This window comes from Pedobacter sp. 01N416, assembly GCF_056399685.1.
Genome location: NZ_JBFTRT010000439.1, coordinates 1 through 6,776, shown reverse-complemented (window position 1 = coordinate 6,776; position 6,776 = coordinate 1). Strand labels below are relative to the sequence as shown.

The following is a 6,776-nucleotide window of genomic DNA, read 5'->3' as shown; positions in this document are numbered from 1 at the left end:
ATTGTAACTAACGAGGGTGGTGATCCAACTTCTGCTCCACGCATTAATATCCGCGGTGCGGGAGGGATTAACGGAGAAAATGTATTGTATGTGATCGATGGGTCTATATTTTCAGGTACACCACAGCTTAATCCTAACGATATCGAATCTATTTCGGTATTAAAAGATGCATCTGCGGCAATTTACGGCGCCAGGGCATCAGGCGGTGTGGTATTGGTCACAACTAAAAAAGGAAAGAGCGGTAAAATGCAGATTAGTTTCGATGCCAAACTTGGGCAACAAAGCGCATGGAAGAAATTGGAGCCATTAAACGCTCAGCAACGCGCGCAGGTGGCCGCAACTGCTGCCAAAAACGGTGGTACAACCATATTACCAGCTTTTGATATTTCGAAATATCCTGATGGACAGATTACACGCACCAACTGGATGGACGAGGTTTTTAGAGATGGATTGTTACAGGATTACAATGCCGCAATAAACGGTGGTAGCGAAAAATCTAATTATTACCTAAGTTTCAATTACCGTAATGCAGAAGGCATTGTGTTAAATACCAAAACTAAGCGCTATAACTTCAGGATCAATACCGAGCACGAAGTAACCAATTGGTTAAAAGTTGGCGAAAACCTTTCGTATAGCAGTACCAATGGTAATGGTGCAAATACCAGCAGCGATTATACTGGTGCCTTACTATCGGCTATCTATTATCCAACCAACGGAACGCCATATAATGCCGACGGCAGTTTTGCCGGTTTACCAGGCGGACAGTATGCTGGCGATTATGGTGATATTGTTAATCCAGTTGCCGATCTGCAACGTATTGATATAAACAATCCTGTAAATGTGCTTGTGGTTAATCCTTATGCCAACGTTAAACTGGCCAAAGGTTTAACCTTTAGATCTRACTTAAGCATTACTAAAACCGATGCTGCATTTAAAAGCTTTACGCCAAAAAGGCYAGAGGTAGGAAAACCAGTATTGAGCAATGGTTTACAGGAAAGCAGCAGCCGTGCCAATGATTTTCTTGCTGAGCAGGTTTTAAGTTATAAAGCAACCTTTGGTAATCACCAACTAGATCTTACCGGTGGTTATTCTTTCCAGAAAACTAAAAGCAATAGCTTGTCAGCTTCAGGAGCAGGTTTTGACGACGAATCGCCTCAATACAGATACCTGGTTAACGCAACAGTTATTCAGCCGTCGGTTAGCGCGATGTATGAACAGGCACTTTCTTCATTATTTTTAAGGGCCAATTATAATTACAAAGAGAAATATTTATTGTCGCTAATCGGCCGTCGTGATGGATCATCGCTGTTAAGTAAAAATAACAGGACGAAAAACTACGGGTCAGCTTCCCTCGGTTGGGTGGTAAGCAAAGAAGATTTTCTTAAAGATGCAACCTGGTTAAATGAACTGAAACTAAGGGGCAGTTACGGCATATTGGGTAATTTAGGATCGCTTAATGCCTCTGCYGTAAATCCATTGTTAAGTGCTACTCAAAGTTATTTCGGGCAAACACCAACTTTACAGAATGGTTATGTACAGAATGTTTTAGCCAATAAAGATTTAACATGGGCAGAATCAAAGCAAACGAACTTTGGTCTTGATATGACAGTTCTCAACAGATTAAGCCTTAATGCTGATTATTTTATCAAAGAAACCAATAAGATGATCTTAACCAGGTCGCTACCAGGGACAGCAGGTTTAAATACGCAGACCATAAATGCTGGTATTGTAAAAGATAAAGGTATAGAACTGGGTTTAACTTATAATAGCGATAAAAATGCAGCATTTACTTATACCGTAAACGCTACTTTAACCAAAATTAACAACAAAGTACAGGAACTGGCACCGGGATTGGAAAACATTGCTGTGGGTACCAACTTCCGGAATGAACTTGCGCCGCTTACCATTCGGGTTGGCCAACCTTTGTACAGTTACTACGTGTTAAAAACCGACGGCATTTTTCAGAGCCAGGCAGAAGCTGATAATTATAAAAATACCAAGGGGACTAAGATTCAACCGAATGCGAAAGCAGGTGATTTTAAATTTGTTGATATCAACGGCGACGGATCTATTGATGGTAAAGACCGTTATTTCGCTGGCAGCGCTTATCCTGATTTCTCTTACGGATTGAGCTTTAATGCAAGTTATAAAAATTTCGATTTCAATATTTTTGCGCAAGGCGTACAGGGGAATAAATTGTTTAATGCGGTAAAGCGTACTACTTATAGTGCTAGTGGGCCATCTTACAACAAACTGGTGGGTATCCTAGATGCCTGGTCGCCAGAGAATCCCGGTGGTAAAGTGCCGATTGTTTCAACAAGTGATGCCAATGGGAACTTTAATGCTTCCGATTTTTATATCGAAGATGGTTCTTACCTGCGCATCCGTAACGTTACCCTGGGTTACAGTTTACCAAAATCAATCGCCAATAAATTAAAAACAGGTGCGGTAAGGGTTTATGCTACGGCAAACAATCTTTTTACCATTACCAAATACTCAGGCTTTGATCCCGAAATCGGAATGGACAACAATGGAGTGGATGTTGGCCGTTATCCTCAGGCCAGAAGCTTTATTCTTGGTTTAAGCGTAAATCTATAATCACAAAACAACAATGAAAACGAATTTAAAATATATGGCATTTGCCGCCCTTGCTTTTTTCTCTTCATGTACAAAAGAGCTTGATATTGTACCTGAAGGATCTCCATCGGCTCAAAATTTCTGGAAAACCAAAGAAGATGCCATAAAAGCAGAAGCTGGGATGTATGAAAATTACAATGCAGAAGACTTTTATGGTCGTGGGATGTTCTGGTTTATCAATGCCAGCGATGATATGGTTACCGGACGTAACAAGCCAGAGGCCGATAATATCAAAAATTTTAACCGTACCTATGTTGGTGGAGGTTATACCGAAACCCAATGGAGCATGCGTTATGCCATTATCAAACGGGCTAACGATATTATTAACAATGTGCCGGCCATCGCAATGGATGAGACCTTGAAAAAACAGATTATTGGTGATGCTTATTTTAATGCCGGACTGGTTTACTTCCAGTTGGCCGCCAATTACGGTAACGATAAAGCAGGGGTACCGATCGTAACGCCGGAAAGCGATCCCGCTCAGCCTATTGCCCGTGCAAAAAATGTAAATGAAAACTACGATTATATCATTTCACTTTTATTAAAAGCAGCTGATAACCTTCCCCTGTTTTCGGCAATGAAACCAGCAGATTACGGTAAAGCACATAAAACAGCTGCCTGGGCATACCTCTCTAAAGTGTACCTGTACAAAAAAGATTATGCCAATGCCGCTAAGTATGCTGATATGGTCATCACTTCAGGGCAACACGATTTAGTAAATACAGGTTTTGCGGATGTATTTAAAGCAGCCAACAACTGGTCAAAAGAATACATTTGGTCGGTGGTGTGTACGCCAAGTGGTGGTGGCACCGGCTGGGGAAGTAAACTTCCGGGCGTAATGTTAACCAATAAAGCCTGGGGAATTTATAACGGATGGGGTTATTACCTGCCAACCAAAGAACTTTACGATTCTTACGAAACTGGCGATCAGCGCCGTGAAGCCACCATTTTAAAACCTGGCGATAAATTTATGTTCTTTGGTGCTGAGCGCAGCTTTACCAAAGATGGAGGAGCAACTTCAAACTACCAGTTTAAAAAATATATGGAGCCGTTTTCATATGCTAATCCAATTCCAACGCATGTTAATCCGAACGGAGATAATGGCACAACAGATTTAAATGTGCCTTTAATGCGTTATGCTGAAGTGTTACTGATCAAAGCTGAAGCCGCAATTAACCTTAGCGGTGCAGGGGCAGGCGATACCGAACTGAACAAAATCAGGCTACGCGCAGGTTTAGGTACCAAAACAGGAATGACTATCGACGACCTTAAACGCGAACGCCGTAACGAACTTGCAGGAGAATGGGCCGACCGTCACCGCGATTTAGTAAGATGGGGTGATGCTCAGGTAACTTATGCCAAACCATTACACGATTTTGATGGGAGCGTAATTTGGCCTGCAAGAACTTTCAATCCACAGGTACATGATGTTTGGGCCGTACCACAGAGAGAAATTGATAACAGTGCAGGTGTAATTAAACAAAATCCAGGATGGTAAAATCGAATAAACTGATCCTCTTTTTATTATTGGCTTTAGGTGTACATTCAGTTTCTGCTCAGCAGAAACTGAATGTCCTTATGCTGATCCGAAACAAAAACTTCAGCTGGTTATCGATATAAAGGAGGATTATGAACACGTGATCCCGAAATTATTGGCCGATTTAAAAGGTAATGAATCTGTTTTCGATCAACAGATCAATCCTTCAGCCATTAAAATTGTAATGAGTGGGGCTGTTCCGCCTGCCGAAAAGTTTAAGAATTATCCGTCACTCATTAGTTTCGATGGCCGTCCCGCAAATCAATACACAAGTGATCAGTTAGAGCACATTGGGATGATTAGTGATGATATTTCTCATTATTCGGTATGGAATGGAAAAGGTACCCCAACACCAACCGATTTAGAAAAAATGAAAGCGGTAATTGCCAAAGTACATGCACTGGGTAAACCTTTCCGTTTTTGGGCAACTAAAGATAGTCCGAACAGCTGGAAAGAACTGGAACATATGGGGGTTGATTGGATCGGAACGGATCATCCCGCATTGCTAAAAGATTTTTACCAGAACAGGGCTAAGCTCGAGTACAGCAAYCCGAAGGCTTATACACCTTATCAGCCAACTTACAAAAGCGACGGATTAAAAACCAAAGCCAAAAATGTAATTCTTTTAATAGGGGATGGAATGGGACTGGCACAGATTCAGGCAGGTTTGAGTGCTAATTTTGGTCAATCCAACATCATCACGATTAAACATCTTGGCCTTTCGCGCACCGAAGCTTCCAATTCAGATTTTACTGATTCTGCAGCAGGTGCAACGGCTATGGCTACAGGACATAAAACCAATAACCGTTACATCAGCGTCGATTCTACAGGTAAAGCACTTCAGTCTATTCCTGATATTTTGGCCCCTTACGGTCTTACAAGCGGGATCATCAGCAGTGGTGATATTACCGATGCTACTCCTGCAGCATTTTATGCTCATCAGCTTGAACGATCTATGACGAAGGAAATTGCCGCCGATTTTCAGAACGGACATGTTGATGTTCTGGTTGGTTCGAAACGCAAAAGTTTTACCGAGAATCCAGATCAAAAATTGATGGATAAAATCTCGGCCAAGGGTTATACACTACAGAAAGACCTAAAAAGTTTTGCTGCCTCAAATGCAGATAAGCAAGTGGTACTTTTAGACGATTCTGCTACGCGGAAAGTATTGGATGGCCRGGGAGAAATGCTGAAGATTTCGTTCTTAAAAACGGTTGAACTGCTCTCGAAAAATAAAAAAGGATTTTTCATCATGGCAGAAGGGGCACAGATTGATCATGGCGGACACGCAAACGATTTGCCTTTCGCGGTAACCGAACAACAAGATTTTGACCGTTTGGTGGGTGAAGCCTTAAGGTTTGCCGACCAGGATGGCGAAACGTTGGTAATCGTAACTGCCGATCACGAAACCGGAGGACTGTCGCTTCTGGATGCCTCTTATAGAAAAGGAACCGTTCGTGGCAATTTCAGTACAGATGACCATACCAATATCATGGTGCCTGTATTTGCTTACGGTCCTGGTTCGGATGCCTTTATCGGGGTATATCCTAATCATCAGATTTTTTATAAAATCATCGAAGCTTATCGTTTAAAGAAAACTCGATAAATCTTTAAAATACCAAAAATCTGCAAGGCGGTGTCTGTATACCACAGCACCGCTTTTTTCTTAACGTTAAAGCAACGTGGCAGTGCTAATTTTGAAACAATAAAAAGAATGTTATGGAAAGAAGATCCGCACTTAAGAATATAGGTGGCCTGTTTTTACTGCCAACCCTACCTGCATTTTCTTCGTCAGCCGATAAAAAAACGGTGCTAAGAGTGGCACACATCACTGATGTGCATCTTAAAAATCAATTCAATGCGCCCGCCAGGTTTGTTAAATGTCTGCACCATTTACAGTCGCAATCGCCCAAGATAGACCTGGTTCTAAATGGAGGAGATGTCGTTTTTGATATGAACAAAGAAAACATCAATACCATTAATGATCAATGGAAACTGGTAAACGAGACGATGAAGAACGAATGTAACCTTCCTGTGCATTACTGTTTGGGCAATCACGATATCTGGTGGAATGAAAACACCAGGGGCGATGTTTTTTACGGGAAGAAATATGCCATAGATAAATTGCAGCTGGTTAAGCCTTATTATAGTTTAATGCAGAACGGATGGAAGATTATTGTGCTGGATAGTACCCACCTGGATATTGACAATACCTGGTATATTGGAAAATTKGGCGATGAGCAGTTAACATGGTTAAAAAACGAACTCGAAACAACAAGTGCTGAAATGCCCGTAATGGTAATGTCGCACATTCCAATCCTTACCGCGCTTTTAATGATAGAAGATGATATTGTAAACAAATGGACCATGTTGGGTGGTGATATGCATACCGATACGAGCAAAATTATTAATCTTTTTTATCAACATCCTAATGTAAAACTGTGTTTAAGTGGCCACTTGCACATGCGTGATAAAGTGGTTTACAACGGTGTTACCTATCTTTGTAACGGTGCTGTATCAGGCGCTTGGTGGGAAGGCAACAGGAGAGAAACCGCCCCAGGCTATGGACTGGTCGATTTACATGCTGATGGCAGTTTTGAAG

4 protein-coding genes are annotated in these 6,776 nt (G+C 41.6%); all 4 read left to right on the top strand.

Going from position 1 to position 6,776, the window contains the following annotated elements; translation table 11 throughout:
- Positions 1-2,598, top strand: a 2,598-nt coding sequence (locus AC1DND_RS20880; RefSeq protein WP_477584560.1) for a SusC/RagA family TonB-linked outer membrane protein, incomplete at its 5' end; no start/stop codon positions are given.
- Positions 2,599-2,611: 13 nt separating this feature from the next.
- The gene (locus AC1DND_RS20875) at positions 2,612-4,135 is read left to right on the top strand and encodes a RagB/SusD family nutrient uptake outer membrane protein (RefSeq protein ID WP_477584559.1); all 1,524 of its coding nucleotides are present in this window, start codon (positions 2,612-2,614) and stop codon (positions 4,133-4,135) included.
- 139 nt (positions 4,136-4,274) lie between these two features.
- Complete coding sequence (locus tag AC1DND_RS20870; protein ID WP_477584558.1) at positions 4,275-5,780, top strand: alkaline phosphatase; 1,506 nt, start codon at positions 4,275-4,277, stop codon at positions 5,778-5,780.
- A 113-nt stretch (positions 5,781-5,893) separates the two neighbouring features.
- Positions 5,894-6,776: metallophosphoesterase family protein (locus AC1DND_RS20865; RefSeq protein WP_477584557.1), on the top strand; the 883-nt coding region annotated here is incomplete at its 3' end.